This is a genomic window from Acidovorax sp. GW821-FHT09B03, from assembly GCF_059418305.1.
In genome coordinates, this window is record NZ_JBWKPP010000012.1 from 150,377 (window position 1) to 165,195 (window position 14,819).

Here is a 14,819-nt window from a genome sequence, read left to right on the forward strand (position 1 = left end):
TCAAGCGGAAAAGACCAGCGGCATCCCCGACTGTGTGCGCGCGTCCTCGGTCAGCCGGGCAAAGAACTCACCGCTCCCCTTGGTGTCCTGCCACACCGAACCATCGAACTTGTAGTGGTAGCCACCGGACTTGGCGGCCATCCACACCTCGTGCAGCGGCTTTTGCAGGTTGATGACGATCTGGCTTCGGTTCGCAAAGCTCAGCGTGATCATGCCGCCCGAGCGCTGGTTGTCGATGTCGGCGTCGGTCGTGTCATTGAGTTCGTCGCAACTGCGCTCGACAGCCGCCAGCAGTTTCTCGGCGTGGTCCTGGAATTCAAGGTCAGTCATTACAATTTGCGCATGTTGAAAGCATCCCAAATTCTAGTCAGGACGCTTGTCCTTGCTGCCAGTGCGGCGGCCATCGCGGGTTGTGGCCAGCGCGGGCCGCTGTACCTGCCCTCCGGCCCCGCCGCTGCACAACGCGCCACCCTGCCCGAAACGCTCACGCCGGGCGCCACTCCCTCGACGGCCACTTCAGCACCCCAGGCACCCGCTTCCACCGCGCGCTGACCCCATCTCAGGGAACCGGGTGTCCCCGGACCCCTGATTGCCCATGGCTTGATTTCCATCAAGCCGCTTGGCCATGCCCCGTCCTACAGTCGGTTTTTCACTGCACTGCAGCATTGCCATGGCCATCGAACTGTACCGAGACAAGAACCACGCCTGCCTGATGTTCACCGACCTCATCGAGGAGGATGGCCAGGCCGTGCAGGCCAACCAGTTCCTGATCGTCGACGACGGCACCGGGGCCATCATCGATCCGGGCGGCAACCTCGCGTTCAACGAGCTGTTCATCGGCATGACCAAGCACTTTGCGCCGCACAAGCTGTCCTACCTGATTGCCTCGCACGCCGACCCGGACATCATTGCCTCGCTGGATCGCTGGATGACCAGCACCAAGGCCTCGCTCGTGATCTCGCGCGTCTGGGAGCGCTTTGCGCCCCACTTCACCAAGGTCGGCAAGACCGAGAACCGCGTGATCGGCGTGCCCGACAGTGGTGGCCACCTGCCCCTGGGCCGCAACGAACTGGTGCTGCTGCCGGCCCACTTCCTGCACTCGGAAGGCAACTTCCACTTCTACGACCCGGTGAGCCGCATTCTGTTCACAGGGGACCTTGCGGTGTCAATGACATCGGGGGCGGAAGCCAGCATTCCCGTCACCGACCTGGCCGCGCACATTCCGCGCATGGAGGGCTTCCACCGCCGCTACATGGTGTCCAACAAGATCCTGCGCCTGTGGGTGCGCATGGTGCGGCAACTGGACATTTCCATGTTGGTGCCGCAGCACGGTGCGCCCATCCTGGGCAAGCAGGCCATCGACGACTTCTTCGACTGGGTGGAGAACCTCATGTGCGGCATCGACCTCTTCGACGACCGCGCCTACCAGATCCCCACTGCGCACATCGACCCCGTCACCCGCCAGATGCGCCCCGCCCTGCGGGCCGTGGGCTGACACGCAAATCAGCGCGACGCCGCGGCAGCGGTACCGGCCTTCACCGACCGCCGGCGCGCGGCCTGCCACACGCGCCAGCCCAGCAGCATCGCGAGAATGGCCGCATACATCGCCACCTCGCCAAAATCGTTCTTGCCCGCACGCATCCAGAAGAAGTGCAACACCGCCAGACCTGCCACGCCATACACCGTGCGGTGCAGCGCCTGCCAGCGCTTGGCACCCAGCGCCCGGATGGCACGGTTGAACGAGGTGGCCGCCATCAGCACGAGCAGCACGAAGGCGGCAAACCCCACAAGGATGAACGGCCGTTTGGCAATGTCCACGGCGATGTCCGCCACCTCGAAGCCCATGTCGAACCAGCTGTAGCACAGCAGGTGCAGCAGAGCGTAAAAGAAGACAAAGAGCCCCAACATGCGCCGAAAGCGCGCCATCTGCGGGGTGGAGGTCAACACCCGCAGCGGCGTCACCGCCAGCACCAGGCACAGGGCACGCAGTGTCCAGTCCCCGGTGGAGCGGATCAGGGCTTCGGCGGGGTTGGCTCCAAGCTGGTTGGAGACGGCCGCATAGACCAGCCAGGCCAGCGGCAGCAGGCACAGCGTGAATACCAATGGCTTGGCCAGAGGATGGAGCAGCAGCTTTCGCATCGCAATGACCACAGGAACCACCGTGCGCGGCCGATCAGTAGAACTTCTTGAGGTCCATGCCTGCGTACAGCTGGCCGACCTGGGCCTCGTAGCCATTGAACATCAGCGTCTTGCGCTTTTTGGCGAACAGGCCGTCCTCGCCGATGCGCCGCTCGGTCGCCTGGCTCCAGCGCGGATGGTCCACGTTGGGATTCACGTTGGAATAGAAGCCGTACTCCTGCTGCGCCGCCTTGTTCCAGGCCGTGCCCGGCTCCTTGTCGGTGAAGCGGATCTTGACGATGCTCTTGGCGCTCTTGAAGCCGTACTTCCACGGCACCACCAGGCGCACCGGTGCGCCGTTCTGGTTGGGCAGCACCTCGCCATACATGCCAAAGGCCAACAGGGTCAGCGGGTGCATGGCCTCGTCCATGCGCAGACCTTCGACATAGGGCCAATCGAGAACGCGTGAGCCCACGAAAGGCATGGTGGCCTTGTCCGCCAGCGTCACGAACTCCACGTACTTGGCACTGCCCTGCGGCTCCACGCGCTTGATGAGCTCAGCCAGCGAGTAACCCACCCACGGGATCACCATCGACCAGCCCTCCACACAGCGCAGGCGGTAGATGCGCTCTTCCTGCGCGCTGAGCTTGAGCAGGTCCTCGATGCCGTACTTGCCCGGCTTTTTCACCAGGCCCTCGATCTCCACCGTCCAGGGAGATGTCTTGAGCGTGTGTGCATTGCGCGCCGGATCGGCTTTGTCGGTCCCGAACTCGTAGAAGTTGTTGTAGGTGCTGGCGTCCTTGTAGTCAGTCAGCTTTTCCATGGACACGGCCCCCGCCACGGACGACTTGGCGCCCGCCAGCGCCGCCAGCTTGCCCGGCCGGCCGGGCGCAGCCGCCTGCGCCAGGGCCTCGCGCCCAGCCCAGGCGGCCATGGCAGCCCCCGCTGCGCCACCGGCCATCAGGCGCAGCATGTCGCGGCGCCCTTCGTAAGCCGCACGGGGCGTGATCTCGGAAGAATGCGGGTGGTTGAAACCCGGGTTGCGGGAATGGAAGGGCATGGGGGCTCCGGTCAGGCAGTGGTGGTTTCGGCTACGGGTAGAGCCATTCCACCCCTAGTTCGTTCCAGATACGGATCAGGTTACACCGTGGATGCAATCTTTGCAGGGCCCGTCCTTCGCATCCACCGCCTTGCGCGTCCGTCCTACAGCGTGCCGTAGCTGTGCAGCCCGCTCAGGAACATGTTGACCCCGAGGAAGGCAAAGGTCGTGACCGCCAGGCCCACCAGGGCCCACCAGGCCGACACCGTGCCGCGCAGGCCCTTCATGAGACGCATGTGCAGCCAGGCCGCGTAGTTGAGCCAGACGATCAACGCCCAGGTTTCCTTCGGGTCCCAGCTCCAGTAGCCGCCCCAGGCCTCGGCCGCCCACAGCGCCCCCAGCACCGTGGCAATGGTGAAGAAGGCAAAACCCACGGCGATGGACTTGTACATCACGTCGTCCAGGATCTCAAACGAGGGCAGGCGCTCGGCGATGCGCTTGCGCCCCAGCAGGATGCCGGCCACGATCAGCGCCGAGATGCCGAAGTACACCATCCAGTAGCCGCCGCCATTCTCGGTGGCGCCCTGGCGGAACACGATGGGCTCGAAGCACAGCACCACGCCCAGCAGCCACAGCGGCGCCAGCTTGTACCAGCGCGTTTCGGTCGCCTGCTGCTTGATCAGGTAGGCAAAGGCCACCATTGCCGACAAAGCGAAGGTGCCGTAGCCGATGAAGTTGGCCGGCACATGCAGCTTCATCCACCAGCTCTTGAGGGCCGGCACCAGGGGCTGGATCTCGTGCGCCTCGCGCACCACCGTGTACCACAGCAGAAAGCCCACGGCTGCGCTCACCACCAGCATCACGAAGCCGCCCAGCGCGCGCGTCCTGTACTGTGCTTCGTAGTACAGGTAGAAGGCCGCCGTCATCCAGCAGAACAGCACGAACACCTCGTACAGGTTGCTCACCGGGATGTGGCCAATGTCCGGGCCGATCAGGTAGCTCTCGTACCAGCGCACCAGGGTGCCGATCAGCGCCATGCCCACGGCCACCCATGCCAGGCGCGAGCCGATCAGGTTCATCGCATGCCCCTCGCCGCGCGCGAACATGCCGATCCAGTAGAACGCCGTGCTCATGAAGAACAGCACGCTCATCCACAGAATGGCCGACTGGCTCGACAGGAAGTACTTGAGCCAGAACACCGTGTCCGCGCGCGCCAGGCTGCCAGCCCCGTCCACCTGGTACAGGCCGATGGCCATCAGCGCCACCGCGGACACCACCAGCATCAAGGTGCGCAACGGTCGCCAGAACCAGCCCAGCCAAATGGCAGAAGGAATCGTGCCCAGCAGGATGCCCTTCTCATAGCCATCCATGAAACTGCCATAGCGCTGCAGAGCAAACAGCCCGCCTGCCACCACGATGGCGGCAAAGGCCCAGTCCAGCCAGTTGCGGCGGGAGAAATACCCCTCGTTCAGGGTGATCGTGGTGTTGCGGGTGGCCGTGTTCATGGGTTGCCTTGCAGGGGCTTGGCCCCGATCAGTTTTTCTGCGAGTTCCACGAACTCGTTGTCTCCGTCCATGGTCTTGCGGTTGGTCGAGAGTGCCATCATGGCATGCGTCTTGTCCCCCTGCGGCGCCACCCAGACCCAGATCCGGCGTTCGCGAATGTAGAGCATGGCAAAAACCCCCAGAATGAGCAAGGCACAGCCCAGGTAGACGATGTTCCTGCCGGGCGCGCGGGCCACCTGGAACACGCTGGCCTGCACCTGCGTGAAATCCTTGAGCTCGAAGGCAATGGCCGCCGGGTAGATCTGCACGTCGCTGAGCGACAGCACGGCCTGCGTCATGAAGCCGCGCGTCTTGTCGTCCGGCAGCATGGGCTGCAGGCCGGCGTTCTTGCGCGAGAGTTGCGCCAGCTCGAACAGGGTGCCGTTCAGGATGCGGATCAGCACCTCGCCCGCCCGGCCGCGCTCGGCCTCCGGCACGTTGGACTCCATGAAGTCCGAGATCGCCTGCAGCCCGCCTGTGGGCTTGCCATCGACGATGCCATTGCCGGCAAACAAGGCCAGCGCGCGCATGGCCGATTGCGCCAGCTGCTCACCCACGTCGGGGCGCGAGGGGTCGATGGCCTGCGCGACATAGCTGCGCACGGCCTGCTCGCGTGCCGCCGGGTCGGCCAGTGCGGCGCGCAGGCGCAGGAAACCGTCCATACCGCCCTGGTCGTCGGTCGGTATGCGCAGGTAGCGGAAGGCATCTGCCGGCGTTTCGCGCACACCCAGCAGGTACACCGGCACGCCGTCGCCGGTGTCCACGGGCAGCATGTAGTTGTGGAACTCGCGCGCCTGGCCCGCCGCATCGCGCAGCTTGTAGCTCACGCTCGGGCCCACGTTGCGCAATTCCTTCTTGGTCACGGTCTTGTTGGCCGCGCCCAGGCGCGACTCCACGGCCTCGCGCAGGTCCACCTTGCGCACGTCCACGCCCGTGGCGCCGGGTCCGGCACCGCCGAAATTCTCGACGTTGATGGTGCGCAGCGCTGTGAACTCCAGCGTCATGGTGTCGCTGCCCGGCATGCCGCCCTTGTTGGTCAGCTGGGTCGAGTCCCCCACCACGCCCTCCACATCGAAGGCCTTGGCGCCCGGCACCATGGGCACGGCGCGCAGCTTCAGGTGCGAGCCCCCATCGTCGAAACTCGATTGGTAGATCTCCACGCCCTTGTAGCTGGCCGGGTGGTTCACCTCCACGCGGGCCGGCGTCTTCTCTCCCGTGGCCTTGTCGTGGATGATGATTTCGCTGGCAAACAGCTTGGGCATGCCCGTGGAGTAGTGCTCCACGATGAATTTCTTGAGCTCGATGGCAAACGGCAGCTCCTGCAGCAGCACGCCGTCGGACTGGTTTAGCAATGCGATGCTCGACTGCGTGCCCTCGGCTACCAGCAGGTTGCCGCGGAAGGTGGGGTTGCGCTCGGACAGCCGGTGCTCGGGCTTCACGTCGGCGATCAGGCCGCCGCCGGCATACGGCGTCTTGCCACCCAGCAGCATCTGCGCGCGCACGATCAGGTCGCCATCGAGCAGGCCCCCCACGCACACCAGCACGATGGCGCTGTGCGCCGCGATGTAGCCGATCTTGTTGGCTGCGCCGGCCTTGGCGGCCACCATCCAGCCGGTGCCGACACCGGCTGGCGTGTCGCGCTGCTGCAGGCGCACCTTCCAGCCGCCGCCGGCCAGCAGGGTACCGATGCGTTTCGCCTCGGCCTCGGGGCCCTCGGGCAGCTCGGCCTCGGCCTTGTGGTGGAAGGCCTTGAGACTCTGCTCACGAATGTTCTCCTTGTAGACGCGCAGGTCCACCAGGATCTTGGGGGTGTTGCGCGCAATGCACAGCGAAGTGCTCAGAACCAGGAACGCCAGGATCAGCAGGAACCACCACGCGCTGTACACCGCATTGAGCTGGATGGCACCGAACAGCGTCGCCCAGAACGGGCCGAACTGGTTCACATAGTTCGCTGCCGGCTCGTGCTGCTTGAGCACGGTGCCGATCACCGAGGCAATGCAGATCACCGTCAGCAGCGAGATGGCGAACCGCATCGAGGACAGCATCTCGATCACGGCGCGCAGGGCCTTGGAGCCGTACTGGACGCGAACGCCTTGGGTGTTGTCAGACATGGGGGAGAGCAAAGGGGCGGCGAGGCAGGCAAAGAAAAAAGGACGGGACCATCGGCTCGATGGACCCGCCCTTTTTGGGTTTGTTATTGGCGGTTGGTTCCGTGCAGCCCGTGCTATGTGGGCCGCACTTGATGAAGATCAGTCAATCGTTCGAATCAACGCAGGCCGGCGATGTAGTCCGCCACAGCCTTGATCTCGCGGTCGTTCAGCTTGGCGGCCACCTGCGTCATCTGCAGGCTGTTGCCGCGCTTGCCGTCGCGGAAGGCGACGAGCTGTGTGGCCGTGTAGTCGGCATGCTGGCCGGACAGGCGTGGGTACTGGGCCGGGATGCCGGCACCGTTGGGGCTGTGGCAGCCGGCGCAGGCCGCGATCTGGCGGTCGGCAATGCCGCCGCGGTAGATGCGCTCGCCCAGGGAGACCAGGGCCTTGTCCTTGGCGAAGCCGGGCTTGGCCGCCTTGGCCGTCACCCAGTAGGCGATGTTCTTCATGTCCTCGTCCGACAGGGCCATGGCAAAGCCCTTCATCACGGGATCGTTGCGCTTGCCGGACTTGAACTCCTGCAGCTGCTTGACCAGGTACTCGGGATGCTGTGCCGACAGCTTGGGGTTGGCGGCGATGGCAGAGTTGCCGTCCGCGCCATGGCAGGCCGCGCACACCGCCGTGAAGCTGGCCTCGCCCTTGACCAAGTCAGGCTTGGCAGCCGCCTTGGTTGGCGCAGCGGGTGTCTCGCCCGCGGAAAAAGCCGGAAAAGCAGGTGCTGCCAGCACGGCAGCCATCAGCATAGAGGCGAGCAACTTCATATCGAGGGTCTGTATGTTTATGTGCGCAAAATCTCCGCGATTCTACAATGAGGCCCCACTAGCATCTCAACTTCTCATGACGACCACCCCTATCGCGCCAGTTGCTGGCTCTCTTCCGCCTGCACCCGACGCCAAGATCGCCATGGGTTGGATGCACACGGCCAGGTTCCTGACCACGGCGGCGCAACTGCACCACCTGCCCCCCATCACAGTGCCCGAGATTGCATTCGTGGGCCGTTCCAATGCAGGCAAATCCACCTGCATCAACACGCTGACGCAGCAAAAGCAGCTCGCATTCGCCTCCAAGAAGCCCGGCCGCACCCAGCACATCAACCTGTTCTCCTTGGGAAAACAGGGCGTGATGGACGCCGTGCTGGCCGATCTGCCGGGCTACGGCTATGCCGCCGTCTCGCGCTCGGACAAGGTGCGCTGGCAGCAGGTAATGGTCAATTACCTGGTCAGCCGCCCGGGCCTCACGGGCATCGTGCTGCTGTGCGACCCCCGCCTGGGCCTCACCGAACTCGACGAAGCCCTGCTCGAAGCGGTGCGCCCCCGGGTCGAAGAGGGCCTGAAATTCCTCATCGTGCTCACCAAGGCCGATAAGCTCACGCGCGCCGAGCAAGCCAAGGTGCTGTCGATTACGCGACTGCAGGCCGGCGGCGGCGAGGTCAAGATGTTCTCTGCCCTGAAGAAACAGGGCGTGGACGAGGTGGCCCAGCTGCTGTGGCAATGGGCCCACCCCCTGCCCGGCGCCGAGCCGACTCCTGGCGATGCCCTTGCGCCTGGCGCCGCCGAAGCCGACGACCAGGAACCCGAGGAAGATTGAGCGCCAACGCTGGTCCCATGAGCGCTGGCAGCTACCCCAACGATAGCAACAGCGCCATGATCCAGACCCGCAACCTCACCCTGCCCCACGGCACCACCCTGCAGTACCGCGAAAGCGGCGCCGCCGGCCGGCCCGTGCTGCTGTTGCTGCACGGCTTTCCCGAAGGCGCCTTCATCTGGGACGCCATGCTGGCCCATTTCGCACAGCCCGAAAATGGCGGCTACCACTGCTTGGCGCCGTACCTGCGCGGATTCGGCGAATCCAGCAGCCCCGGGGAGGTGGAGGCCTACCGGGCCAAATATCTGGTGCAGGACCTCGTGGCCCTGGTCGCAGCAGTGAGCCCTGACCAACCCCTTGAATGCCTGGTGGCCCACGACTGGGGCGGCGCCGTGGCCTGGAACCTGGCGAACCAGCAGCCGCAGCTCATGCGGCGGCTGGCCATCGTCAACTCGCCCCACCCCGGCACCTTTTTGCGCGAGCTGCAGCACAACCCGGCGCAGCAGGCCAACAGCCAGTACATGCACTTCCTGTGCCGGCCCGATGCCGAGGCCCTGCTGGCCGAGAACGATTTCGCGCGGCTGTTCGCATTCTTCGACGACCCCGAAGGCCACGCCCCCGCCTGGCTGACCGAGGAGGTGCGTGCCCAGTACCGCACCCTGTGGAGCCAGGGCCTCACCGGGGCCTGCAACTACTACCGCGCCAGCCCTTTGCGCCCGCCGCGCGGCGACGACAACACCATCGCCGGCATCAGTTTGCCCGACAGCATGCTGACCGTCTCCATACCCACCCTGGTGGTCTGGGCGATGCAGGACCCGGCCCTGCTGCCCGGCCTGCTCGACGGCCTGGAAGGCTGGATCCCGCAGCTGCAGATCGACCGGGTCGAGGCTGCCTCGCACTGGGTGGTGCACGAACAAGCTGAGCGGGTCATGGCTGCGCTCGGGCGCTTTCTTCGAGGGGCCCCGGCCCCCAGTCAATAGATGGAAGGATCCCCTTCGGGCCTTGTCTTGAAGCGTTTGTGCACCCAGTAGTACTGGCCGGGCGACACATCGATGTACGACTGCAGGTTGCGGTTCATCAGCGCCGTGTCGGCCTCGGCGTCGTCCGTCGGGTAGCCCGGCCAGGCAGGCGACAGCTCGGCGACATAGCCCGTGGGCGTGATGCGCGTGACCATGGAGATCACCTTGGCGCGCCCGAGGCGGGCAAAGCGTGACAGCGAGGGCACGGTGGCCGCATTCACCCCGTAGAAGGGCACGAACAGCGAGTCATTGCGTCCGAAGTCCATGTCGGGCAGCAGGTACAGCAAGCCCCCTTTGCGCAGCCCGCTCAGGATGGGCTTGACGCCATCGCCGCGGTTGAGCATGCGTACATTGCCAAAGCGCTGACGCCCATTGCGGATCCACATGTCCACGGCCGGATCGGGCTGGGGTGTGAAGATGGAGGTGAAGGCACGGTCGGTGTGCAGGGTGAGCGCGGAGCCCCCGGCGTCCATGCCGTAGAAATGCGGCGCGAAGATGATGGTGGGCGTGTCGCCCAGCAGCTCGTCCAGCGCGCCAGTCAACTTCACGCGGTCGAGCACCACCTCGCGCGGCGCAAACCACAGCCAGCTGCGGTCCAGCCAGGTCTGGCAAAAGCCCACGAAGCTCTCGCGCGCCCATTGGCGGCGCTGGGATTCGGTGAACTCCGGAAAGCACAGCGCCAGGTTGCGCAGCGCCACCCTGCGCCGCGGCGCCGCCAGCAGGTACAGCGCCTGGCCGATCAGCCAGCCCATGCCCCGCAGCACCCCCAGCGGCAGCAAGGCCAGCACGCGCATGAACCACACCCCCAGGCGGCCGGTCATGCGGCGCCTCCGGCGGGCGCGGCCGCAGCGGCCTCCACGCGGGGCTGCTTGTAGCGGCCGTAGCCCCACAGGTACTGGCCAGGGGATTGTCGTATCAGGTGTTCCATGGCCTGGTTGATCTGCAGCAGTGCTGCGTCGGTGTCCTGCGCCAGCGGAGCGGCGGGCAGGGGTTCGAAATGCACCACGTAGCCACGGCCCCGGGGCAGGCGTTCGCAGCGCGCCAGGACCACCGCCGCGCCCGTCTGGTGGGCCAGGCGCACGGCCAGCGTCATGGTGTAGGCGTCCTCGCCGAAGAAAGGGCTCCACTGGCCCTGGCCCTGTGGCGGCACCTGGTCGGGCAGCAGGCCCACGGCCTCGCCACGGCGCAGCGCCTTGATCATCTGGCGCACGCCCGAGAGGTTGGTGGGTACCGCCTGCATGCCGGGCCGGTTGCGGGCCGTCTCCATCACCTTGGCCAGCCAGGGCTGGCGTGCGGGGCGGTAGAGCACGGTGATGGGGCCATGCTCGGCACTCCAGCGCTGTGCAGCCGCCTGGGCCGAGAACTCGAAACAGCCCAGGTGGGGCGTGAGGTACAGGATGCCGCGGCCCTGGGCATAGGCGGCCTCCACGCAGGCCCCGCCCTCGATGCGAAACGGCAGCGGCGCCCCCAGCCACAGACGCGGCAGCTCGGCCACCATGCGACCCGCATGGCCTACGGCAGCGCTCACCTGGCCAAAGCGATAGCCGGCCCGCGCCGCATTGGCGCGAAAGCGCCCGCGGTAGACCGGAGAGGCCAGAAAAGCCACCCAACCCATGGCGGCGCCCAGGCCGTGGAGCAGCCACAGCGGGAACACGGAAAAGAGACGAAACAAAGATGGCATTAAAATGACGGGGTCGCTGAGTTAAATGAGCAACTTGCAGGGCGACGGTAAATAAATCTGCTAAAGCGTTCGCCAAAGCTCCTTCGGGGTGAGGGCAACGCCCCAAATGCCGGAACACAGGAGTTTATTCAAATGGCGAACGACTTTCTCTTTACCTCGGAATCCGTCTCCGAAGGCCACCCCGACAAGGTGGCAGACCAGATCTCGGACGCGATCCTCGATGCCATCTTCAAGCAGGACCCCCGCAGCCGCGTTGCCGCCGAAACGCTGACCAACACCGGCCTCGTGGTGCTGGCTGGCGAAATCACGACCAACGCCCACGTGGACTACATCCAGGTGGCGCGCGACACCATCAAGCGCATCGGCTACGACAACACCGACTACGGCATCGACTACAAGGGCTGCGCCGTGCTCGTGGCCTACGACAAGCAATCGAACGACATCGCCCAGGGCGTGGACCAGGCCAGCGACGACCACCTGAACACCGGTGCCGGTGACCAGGGCCTGATGTTCGGCTACGCCTGCGACGAAACGCCCGAGCTGATGCCCGCGCCGATCTACTACGCGCACCGCCTCGTGGAACGCCAGGCACAGTTGCGCAAGGACGGCCGCCTGCCCTTCCTGCGCCCCGATGCCAAGAGCCAGGTCACCATGCGCTACGTGGACGGCAAGCCCCACAGCATCGACACCGTGGTGCTCTCCACCCAGCACCACCCCGACCAGAGCGAAACCGCCAAGACGATGAAGAAGAGCTTCATCGAGGCCGTTATCGAAGAGATCATCAAGCCGGTGCTGCCCAGCGAGTGGCTCAAGGACACCAAGTACCTGATCAACCCCACCGGCCGCTTCGTCATCGGCGGCCCGCAAGGCGACTGCGGCCTGACCGGCCGCAAGATCATCGTCGACACCTACGGCGGCGCCTGCCCCCACGGTGGTGGTGCCTTCAGCGGCAAGGACCCAACGAAGGTGGACCGTTCGGCCGCCTACGCCGCCCGCTACGTGGCCAAGAACATCGTCGCCGCCGGCCTGGCCCGCCAGTGCCAGATCCAGGTGGCCTATGCCATCGGCGTGGCGCGCCCCATGAACGTGACCGTCTACACCGAAGGCACGGGCGTGATCCCCGACGACAAGATCGCCGCACTGGTGCAGGAGCATTTCGACCTGCGCCCCAAGGGCATCATCCAGATGCTGGACCTGCTGCGTCCGATCTACGAAAAGACCGCCGCCTACGGCCACTTCGGCCGCGAAGAGCCTGAGTTCACGTGGGAGAAGACCGACAAAGCTGCGGTGCTGCGCGCCGCAGCCGGGCTGTAACTCAGCGAGCGTGCGCCCCAGGGCGCGCATCGAACAAAAGCCGCAGCGCTCACCGCGCTGCGGCTTTTTTCATTGGCAGTGCCGGCGCATCGGCACTCTCCTACACCCTTATCCCGCACTTGCCGACGGCCCCGGCACGTGCGCCCCGGTATCGTTCCATCACACCCTTTCGCAGCACACGCTGCTTCCACTGCAAGGAACCGCCATGCTCAAGTACGCCATCATCTTCGCCCTGATTTCGCTGGTTGCCGGTGCCCTGGGCTTCACCGGTGTGGCCGCAGGTACTGCCGGTATCGCAAAGGTACTGTTCGTGCTGTTCCTGGTGCTGGCCGTGCTCTTCGTGGTGCTGGCCGCGGTCGGCGTGGGTGCCGCCCGCAAGGCGCTCAAATAACAGGCGCAGCTTCCCCGCAGGGGCCTGGGCCCCTGCAGCCCCAAAAGAGAAATGAGAGGGAACGCCATGAGCCAACAAAACATCTTCGAAGCCCTGCGCGAGAGCCATGAGCTGCAGCGCGACCTGTACCGCCGCCTGACCGAGACCAGTGGCGATACGCCCGAGCGGCAGGAATTGTTCACGCGGCTCAAGGCCGAGCTGGCAGCCCACGAACTGGCCGAAGACCGCAACTTCTATGCACCGCTGATGCAGCTCGATGCTGGCATGGACCTGTCGCGCCACGCGATTTCGGAGCACCACCAGATCGATGAGCTGGTGGAATCACTGGAGAAGGCCGACCCGGCCACCCCTGCCTGGCTGCCCCTGGCGAAAAAACTGGCCGAGAAGGTGGAGCACCACCTCCAAGAAGAGGAACACCGCTTCTTCCAGATGGCCGGCAAGTTGCTGACCGAAAAGCAGAAGACGTCCCTCGCCGGCGATTACCTGACCGACTACGACGAGGCCAAGGCTGCCACGGCCTGATGGGCCCGCAGCGCCCCGCTGCGCAGCTTCAGACCGCGTCCTTGGCCTGCACCACGCAGTTACGGCCGCTGGACTTGGCCACGTACAGGGCCGTATCCGCACGCTTGATCAGCGCATGCGCATCTTCCACCTGGTTCCAGGTGGCCACACCGAAGCTGGCGCTCACATGGCCTACCGAGTCGAAGGGCACGGTGGCAATGCGCGCGCGCACAGCCTCGGCCATGGCCATGGCGGCGTCCACCGGCGTTTCCTTGAGCAGCAGGATGAACTCTTCGCCACCGAAGCGCGCCGCGCAGTCGGAGGAGCGCAGCAGTTCGCGCACCCGCAATGCCGTGGCCTTGAGCACCACGTCGCCCGAATCGTGCCCGAAGGTGTCGTTGATGCGCTTGAAGAAGTCGATGTCGAACATCACCACCGACAGGCTGCTCTTCCTGATGCGCGTGTCGGCCATCTCGGCTTCCAGCCGCTCGAAGAACTTGCGGCGGTTCACCAGGTCGGTCAGGAAGTCCTTGGTGGCCAGATCTTCGAGCTTGCGGTTCAGGCGCGCCATGGGCTCGATCACCAGCGACGACAGCGACAGGTTCAGCACCGCGAACAGCAGCAGAAAGCTGCCGGCCAGCGCCGTCATCACCGTGTTGAAGGTCGTGCGCGCCTTCTCCAGCGGGTAGAACATGGGCACCCGCACCACCTGGATGCCGATGGTTTCGTTCATCTGCCAGCCAAAGCCGTTCTTGTCGCCGTAGACCTTGAGCATCGTGGGCGGCGCAGCGGCAGGCGTGCTGTGGCAGGCCAGGCATTGCGGCTGCTTGATGGTGATGGGGCGGGCCACGTAGAGCGTGCGGTGCATGCCCTCGCCCACCTCTCCCGTCACTTCCTTCTTGAGGTCGGCCCGGCCTTCGCGGAAGTCCTTGACGATGCGTTCTTCCCACTCGTTGGCACGGTCGCGCAGGTTGGTGGGGTTGAGCACCGCCTCCTTGTACTCATAGCCGGGGAAGCGGCTCTGCAACCGGCGCAGCGTTTCGGTGGCCGCAAAAGCCGGTACCGTCTGCGGCAAGAACTGCTCTGCCAGCGTCACGTCCAGGTGCGGCTTGACCAGTTCGGTCGTGTAGTCGCGGATGGCCATGGCCGCGTGCATCATGAGCTGCGAGTTGTGCTGCACCTCCTCGATGGCCGTCTTCTGCAGGAAGCGGTGCACGTACAGGCCCGTGCCTGCCGCTGCCACCAGCAGCACGCAGGCCAGCACCAGATTGAATTTGAGCCGCAATGACATGAATATCCCTTGTCGCCGACTTTAGTCAGCATGTATGGCGGATGGCAAGCAAACCTTGGCAGCCCGCGGCGCACCCCATCGTGGTTGTGTCCCGCCCACCCTGGCCCCGAAAGGCCCGTTGCAACGGGACACAAAGTTTTCGTTTGTGCCAGATTTCAGGCCCGCGGTCCAATGAAATACGCCCGGC

General features: G+C 65.3%; 16 protein-coding genes. 7 read left to right on the forward strand and 9 right to left on the reverse strand.

What is annotated here, in order from left to right; genetic code table 11:
• A complete protein-coding gene (gene cyaY / locus AC07PA_RS20885; protein ID WP_145694543.1) occupies window positions 1–330 on the reverse strand; it encodes an iron donor protein CyaY in 330 nt (109 codons plus the stop codon).
• Window positions 331–342: 12 nt separating this feature from the next.
• Here cyaY and lptM point away from each other — a divergent pair, with 12 nt between their 5' ends.
• Window positions 343–552 carry an LPS translocon maturation chaperone LptM gene (gene lptM, locus AC07PA_RS20890; RefSeq protein WP_081497335.1) on the forward strand — a complete coding sequence of 70 codons (210 nt, stop codon included), beginning with the start codon at window positions 343–345 and terminating at the stop codon, window positions 550–552.
• A 118-nt stretch (window positions 553–670) separates the two neighbouring features.
• Window positions 671–1,495 (forward strand): oxygen-binding di-iron domain-containing protein, encoded by an 825-nt coding sequence (locus tag AC07PA_RS20895; RefSeq protein WP_494608732.1) that lies wholly within the window; start codon window positions 671–673, stop codon window positions 1,493–1,495.
• 8 nt (window positions 1,496–1,503) lie between these two features.
• On the opposite strand, the gene msrQ is transcribed toward AC07PA_RS20895, so the two are convergent.
• The 5 genes from msrQ to AC07PA_RS20920 form a co-directional block, all read right to left on the reverse strand.
• The gene (msrQ, locus tag AC07PA_RS20900) at window positions 1,504–2,139 is read right to left on the reverse strand and encodes a protein-methionine-sulfoxide reductase heme-binding subunit MsrQ (protein WP_494608733.1); all 636 of its coding nucleotides are present in this window, start codon (window positions 2,137–2,139) and stop codon (window positions 1,504–1,506) included.
• A 34-nt stretch (window positions 2,140–2,173) separates the two neighbouring features.
• Window positions 2,174–3,178 carry a protein-methionine-sulfoxide reductase catalytic subunit MsrP gene (msrP, locus tag AC07PA_RS20905; protein WP_007855802.1) on the reverse strand — a complete coding sequence of 335 codons (1,005 nt, stop codon included), beginning with the start codon at window positions 3,176–3,178 and terminating at the stop codon, window positions 2,174–2,176.
• Window positions 3,179–3,321: 143 nt separating this feature from the next.
• On the reverse strand, window positions 3,322–4,662 hold the full coding sequence (ccsB, locus tag AC07PA_RS20910) for a c-type cytochrome biogenesis protein CcsB (RefSeq protein WP_007855804.1): 1,341 nt from the start codon (window positions 4,660–4,662) through the stop codon (window positions 3,322–3,324).
• Entirely contained in the window at window positions 4,659–6,812 is a 2,154-nt protein-coding gene (locus AC07PA_RS20915; protein WP_494608735.1) for a cytochrome c biogenesis protein ResB, read from the reverse strand. The genes ccsB and AC07PA_RS20915 overlap by 4 nt, the downstream gene beginning before the upstream one ends.
• Before the next feature lie 155 nt (window positions 6,813–6,967).
• Entirely contained in the window at window positions 6,968–7,612 is a 645-nt protein-coding gene (locus AC07PA_RS20920) for a c-type cytochrome (RefSeq protein WP_035203946.1), read from the reverse strand.
• 76 nt (window positions 7,613–7,688) lie between these two features.
• On the opposite strand from AC07PA_RS20920, the gene yihA reads away from it, so the two are divergent.
• A complete protein-coding gene (yihA, locus tag AC07PA_RS20925) occupies window positions 7,689–8,438 on the forward strand; it encodes a ribosome biogenesis GTP-binding protein YihA/YsxC (RefSeq protein WP_494608736.1) in 750 nt (249 codons plus the stop codon).
• Between the two features lie 56 nt (window positions 8,439–8,494).
• A complete protein-coding gene (locus AC07PA_RS20930) occupies window positions 8,495–9,415 on the forward strand; it encodes an alpha/beta fold hydrolase (RefSeq protein ID WP_494608763.1) in 921 nt (306 codons plus the stop codon).
• On the opposite strand, the gene AC07PA_RS20935 is transcribed toward AC07PA_RS20930, so the two are convergent.
• Together AC07PA_RS20935 and AC07PA_RS20940 are read right to left on the reverse strand one after the other, a co-directional pair.
• Window positions 9,409–10,275 (reverse strand): lysophospholipid acyltransferase family protein, encoded by an 867-nt coding sequence (locus AC07PA_RS20935; RefSeq protein ID WP_494608737.1) that lies wholly within the window; start codon window positions 10,273–10,275, stop codon window positions 9,409–9,411. The genes AC07PA_RS20930 and AC07PA_RS20935 overlap by 7 nt on opposite strands.
• On the reverse strand, window positions 10,272–11,135 hold the full coding sequence (locus tag AC07PA_RS20940) for a lysophospholipid acyltransferase family protein (protein ID WP_494608738.1): 864 nt from the start codon (window positions 11,133–11,135) through the stop codon (window positions 10,272–10,274). Before AC07PA_RS20940 ends, AC07PA_RS20935 begins: the two co-directional genes overlap by 4 nt.
• Window positions 11,136–11,267: 132 nt before the next feature.
• Between AC07PA_RS20940 and metK the strand changes: the two genes are divergently transcribed.
• From metK to AC07PA_RS20955, 3 genes are all read left to right on the forward strand, one after another.
• Entirely contained in the window at window positions 11,268–12,449 is a 1,182-nt protein-coding gene (metK, locus tag AC07PA_RS20945) for a methionine adenosyltransferase (RefSeq protein WP_007855814.1), read from the forward strand.
• A gap of 205 nt (window positions 12,450–12,654) precedes the next feature.
• Window positions 12,655–12,840 carry a DUF1328 domain-containing protein gene (locus AC07PA_RS20950; protein WP_007855816.1) on the forward strand — a complete coding sequence of 62 codons (186 nt, stop codon included), beginning with the start codon at window positions 12,655–12,657 and terminating at the stop codon, window positions 12,838–12,840.
• A 66-nt stretch (window positions 12,841–12,906) separates the two neighbouring features.
• On the forward strand, window positions 12,907–13,362 hold the full coding sequence (locus AC07PA_RS20955) for a hemerythrin domain-containing protein (RefSeq protein ID WP_494608739.1): 456 nt from the start codon (window positions 12,907–12,909) through the stop codon (window positions 13,360–13,362).
• Between the two features lie 28 nt (window positions 13,363–13,390).
• Here the strand turns inward: AC07PA_RS20955 and AC07PA_RS20960 are convergent, their stop codons facing one another.
• A complete protein-coding gene (locus tag AC07PA_RS20960) occupies window positions 13,391–14,632 on the reverse strand; it encodes a diguanylate cyclase (RefSeq protein WP_007855821.1) in 1,242 nt (413 codons plus the stop codon).
• Window positions 14,633–14,819 lie beyond the last annotated feature (187 nt).

Coding starts and splice junctions, on each gene's coding strand:
- lptM (WP_081497335.1), top strand. CDS start 343: ATGTTGAAAGCATCCCAAATTCTAGTCAGGACGCTTGTCCTTGCTGCC.
- AC07PA_RS20920 (WP_035203946.1), bottom strand. CDS start 7,612: ATGAAGTTGCTCGCCTCTATGCTGATGGCTGCCGTGCTGGCAGCACCT.
- cyaY (WP_145694543.1), bottom strand. CDS start 330: ATGACTGACCTTGAATTCCAGGACCACGCCGAGAAACTGCTGGCGGCT.
- AC07PA_RS20915 (WP_494608735.1), bottom strand. CDS start 6,812: ATGTCTGACAACACCCAAGGCGTTCGCGTCCAGTACGGCTCCAAGGCC.
- AC07PA_RS20955 (WP_494608739.1), top strand. CDS start 12,907: ATGAGCCAACAAAACATCTTCGAAGCCCTGCGCGAGAGCCATGAGCTG.
- AC07PA_RS20940 (WP_494608738.1), bottom strand. CDS start 11,135: ATGCCATCTTTGTTTCGTCTCTTTTCCGTGTTCCCGCTGTGGCTGCTC.
- ccsB (WP_007855804.1), bottom strand. CDS start 4,662: ATGAACACGGCCACCCGCAACACCACGATCACCCTGAACGAGGGGTAT.
- AC07PA_RS20950 (WP_007855816.1), top strand. CDS start 12,655: ATGCTCAAGTACGCCATCATCTTCGCCCTGATTTCGCTGGTTGCCGGT.
- AC07PA_RS20935 (WP_494608737.1), bottom strand. CDS start 10,275: ATGACCGGCCGCCTGGGGGTGTGGTTCATGCGCGTGCTGGCCTTGCTG.
- yihA (WP_494608736.1), top strand. CDS start 7,689: ATGACGACCACCCCTATCGCGCCAGTTGCTGGCTCTCTTCCGCCTGCA.
- AC07PA_RS20930 (WP_494608763.1), top strand. CDS start 8,495: ATGATCCAGACCCGCAACCTCACCCTGCCCCACGGCACCACCCTGCAG.
- msrQ (WP_494608733.1), bottom strand. CDS start 2,139: ATGCGAAAGCTGCTGCTCCATCCTCTGGCCAAGCCATTGGTATTCACG.
- msrP (WP_007855802.1), bottom strand. CDS start 3,178: ATGCCCTTCCATTCCCGCAACCCGGGTTTCAACCACCCGCATTCTTCC.
- metK (WP_007855814.1), top strand. CDS start 11,268: ATGGCGAACGACTTTCTCTTTACCTCGGAATCCGTCTCCGAAGGCCAC.
- AC07PA_RS20960 (WP_007855821.1), bottom strand. CDS start 14,632: ATGTCATTGCGGCTCAAATTCAATCTGGTGCTGGCCTGCGTGCTGCTG.
- AC07PA_RS20895 (WP_494608732.1), top strand. CDS start 671: ATGGCCATCGAACTGTACCGAGACAAGAACCACGCCTGCCTGATGTTC.